Source organism: Streptomyces sp. NPDC111802 (genome assembly GCF_055634335.1).
Genome location: NZ_JBVKCZ010000160.1, coordinates 1 through 3580, shown reverse-complemented (window position 1 = coordinate 3580; position 3580 = coordinate 1). Strand labels below are relative to the sequence as shown.

At 63.6% G+C, this 3580-nt stretch carries 3 protein-coding genes; 1 reads left to right on the top strand and 2 read right to left on the bottom strand.

Going from position 1 to position 3580, the window contains the following annotated elements; all coding sequences use genetic code 11:
* Window positions 1-10: 10 nt before the first annotated feature.
* Together ACZ7NC_RS44870 and ACZ7NC_RS44865 are read right to left on the bottom strand one after the other, a co-directional pair.
* The gene (locus ACZ7NC_RS44870; RefSeq protein ID WP_471498042.1) at window positions 11-934 is read right to left on the bottom strand and encodes a GDSL-type esterase/lipase family protein; all 924 of its coding nucleotides are present in this window, start codon (window positions 932-934) and stop codon (window positions 11-13) included.
* 204 nt (window positions 935-1138) lie between these two features.
* Complete coding sequence (locus ACZ7NC_RS44865; protein ID WP_471498038.1) at window positions 1139-2362, bottom strand: PucR-like N-terminal domain-containing protein; 1224 nt, start codon at window positions 2360-2362, stop codon at window positions 1139-1141.
* A gap of 326 nt (window positions 2363-2688) precedes the next feature.
* On the opposite strand from ACZ7NC_RS44865, the gene pgfA reads away from it, so the two are divergent.
* Window positions 2689-3580, top strand: an 892-nt coding sequence (pgfA, locus tag ACZ7NC_RS44860) for a cell envelope lipid trafficking protein PgfA (RefSeq protein ID WP_471498036.1), incomplete at its 3' end; no start/stop codon positions are given.

Below are 3580 nucleotides of genomic sequence, written 5' to 3'. Positions count from 1 at the left end.
TGTCAAATCACTACGAAGCCGGCAGGCGCGGTGAGCGGTAACCTCCTGGCTTCTTCGCCGTGATATGGCGGTATGCGACCTCCGCTAGCCGCTCCTGCCCGTTTTTGTTGGGATGGAAGAAGTCCAACCGGCTCAACTGCTTGACCGTGAAGGGGTAGTCGAAGACCTCGCCGCCGTCATACCGGCACAGCAGGTCCTCACTGCAGACTCTGCGCAGTGCAGTGTTGTATGCCGCCACCCGGTCGTACACGCGCTGTCGTCGATACTTCGCTGCCTTGCTGACATCATCCGGCCTGCTCAGCATCGATTCGCAGATACCCAACTTCCACACGCGCTTGGCGGACGCGGTGCGCCGCCCTTGGGACCACAGCCGTTTGAGATCCGGGATGCTCGGCACGTACACCTGGGTTGTGGGCAGTGTGCCCCTCAGTTGTTTCAGCGCCGCCTTGAAGTGGGAGCGGAACTTGGACACCGGGGTCATCAAGTCGACGCTGTCGCGACATGCGTCGTTCGCGCCGATGAGCACGGTCACCAGCTCCGGCCGCTCAGCTACGGCATCCGCGACCTGCCCGGGCAGGTCGGCCACCGTGGCTCCGGTCTTCGCGAAGTTCCAGCTGCTCTGCTCAGGATTCTTGAGTAGCCGCTGCGCCAGACTCCGGACCTTCGGGTCCGTGCCGGTTGCCCACGATGCCTCGGGGCAGTCCGTCAAGGCCTTGCAGGCGTTGAAGCCACGAGTAATGGAGTCGCCCAGCGACGCGATCGAGTCAGGACTCGCGTCCCACTGAGCGATGGGCTTGGGGCTGGGTCCTCGGACGGCAGGCTCGGCCACACCGCCCGCTTCGTCGCACCCAGTGGCAACGAGGAGCCCTATGAGGATGGCCGTCGTGACGACGGTGGGCCGGACCCGGCGGGTACGCCGGTGGATGTCCCTCATCCCTTGCTCCTCTCCGCAAGATGGCCTGCCTGCTTAACGGTGAAAGCCGATACTTGGTCAGCTTACGCACCATTTTCCTTGAGAATCACAGCGCCCATCGGACCTGCCACACAGTCCACCGCGACCGTTCGCAGCCTCAGAGCGGGCGTGCCGCTGCCTTCCTTGCCGGTGTGAGCACATCCGGTAGGTGATGCGCAGACCCCATCAAGCAGACGACCCAGAGGACCCGATCACGCCGAGTTTCCCGCGCAGCTGCTGAGCCCGCAGTACCAACTTCAACTCAAAGCGGCGCTCGGGGTCTTCCATATCGTCTCCCCATAACTCCCGGATCTGTCGGAGCCGGTAGCGGACGGTCTGCGGGTGAACTCCGAGCCGGTCGGCGATCTCAGGCGCTCCGCCACGTGTCTCCAGCCAGGCCAGCAGTGTCTCCGCGAGTCGACGGCTGCGTGTCGGCCCGCAGGTGGCAAGGGGGGCCAGGCGTCGTCGGGCCAGGTCCTCCAGCAGTTCCTCGGGGGGAAGGAGGACCAGCGCCTCGGTGTGCTCGGCACAGTGCAGCAATTGCCCAGAGGGCAGCAGTCCGCGGTCGACGAGTTGTACCGCCGTAGTCGCCCAATGCAGCGACTTGGCTGCTTCGGCAAGTGGCACAGCCGGCCCAATTGCTCCCGCCCAGCCAGGCATGGCACGGCGCAGCAGTTCGCCCCGGCCCGCGGCGTCCGGCTCGGGCACCACCATGCGCGGCTGCTCCCATTCCATGTCCAGGAGCACGTCATGCCCGACGACCGGGGTGACCGCTTCGCGAGCCGGGCGTAGAAGCACGCCGACAGCAACCTGGGATGGCAGTCGCCAACCGATGCGAGCGGCGCTATCGGCAATGGCATCGGTGCGCTGGTGCTGGGCGAACAGCAGCTCCATGAGCTGGTGCTGAAGTCGCAGTCGCTCACCAACCCGCCGGGCGAAGGCCTCTGCGTTTCCGCGTACGGACTGTGCCACCAGGCCGTCCAGGTACTCGAAGCCGGACTCAACCAGCTCGTACATCGCCGGTGGCGGTATCTCAACGCTCTGCCCGATCTCGGCGAGGCGACGCCAGGCCAGCCGCACGCCAGGCCGAGAAATGGCCAGGGCGTCCACAGTGAGTCCCTGCGTGCCTCCATCGCCTCCGCAGCCCTGGAAGATCTCGGGTTGGGCGCCGGAGCCGGCGTCGCTCGAAGTCAGGTGCTCGATGAAGTGCTTAAGGGCGCGTCGTATCCCGATCAGCGCCATCGGCTCCCCCGAGTGGTCGAGGACCTGTGGGAGATCGGGGTATTCGCTGCGGATTTCGTCCAGGATTGCCTCAGCCAGCCGGGGAACCTCGTCCAGGGCAAGTTCGGCGAACCGCTGCACTCTTAGGCGCGGTACGTCCTTCCAGGCTGGCAGTGTGACTGCGGTCACGGGTCCGGGAAGGTAACTAAGGGAACATTGGGCTGCTCCGGAGTGGCGTTCCGGGCGGCAACGATCACGACTGCCGCGCAGACCGCGAGCGCACCGGCTGTCACGCAGGTGACAGTGACGGCGATGAGCCTGTACATAGGGCCTGACATGGGAAGCAAGCCTCTCTTTCCAATGCGGATACTGAGGGGGCAGTTGAGCAGCCCAGTGCAGAAGAAACGTTTTAGCTGCCAAGTGTTAGAGCGGCATTGATTGCTCGTCAAGGAACGGCTGTGTGGTTTCCCGCACATGGAGACTTAACTCTCTATCTAGCGAATGGAGTGCCCTATATGCCCAAATTGCCCTCCCCAATATCGTTAGCCCTGCTGGGAGTCGGCACATTCCTGCTGGTTCTCGCGCCGCTGCTCGCCTGGTATGTCGAACCGCGGGTCAAGAAAACTCCCATCAATCTCAACTCCACGACCGTCATCAGCGGTATGGGCAGCTACTTCGACCAGGACTCCGTATCCGTCAAGAAGGATCAGAAGATCACTGTCACTCGACGAGTGCTGGGTGACGTTGCCGACAGTGAGCGCAGCGGCTACGCCGTCCTGGACCTGTCTGCGACCGTCGACACCCCCAAGTCCTTGCCACTGAAGAACCCACGCAAGTCGTTGGAGTGGACCAAGGAGCGTTTGGTGATCGATCGCTTGACGAACCGGCCGGTGCACTGTTGCGGCGAGAAGCCGCAGTTTGAGGGTGACGCTTACTTGAAGTTCCCCTTCGACGTGCAAAAACGCGACTATCGCTGGTGGGACAGCAGCCTCGGCGGCACTGTCCTGCTTCGGTTCAACGGCACGAAGAAGATCCAGGACTACGAGGGGTACCGCTTTACCGGCGTTGTGAGTCCCACACAGCGGAAGACCCGGCAGGTGCCGGGCGCGCTGGTCGGGCTGCCCAAACAAGTGCAGGTGCTCGCCGAGGAGTGGTACGCCAACGCCGGCATCGAACTTATCGTCGACCAGCGCACCGGTCAGATCATGAACGTGAAGACCGCCCCGAAGGTGACGTTGCGGGCGCCTGGCTCCAAATACGACGCGGTCACTTTGCTTCAGAGTGACCGCTTGGAGATGACCACTGAGACGCAGCGGGAGCAGGTGAAGTTCGCCTCCAAGAACAGCCGCGATCTTAAGCTCGTTGGGGAAACGGCGCCAATGGCAGGTGGCATAACCGGCCTTGTGC

Coding starts and splice junctions, on each gene's coding strand:
- ACZ7NC_RS44870 (WP_471498042.1), bottom strand. CDS start 934: ATGAGGGACATCCACCGGCGTACCCGCCGGGTCCGGCCCACCGTCGTC.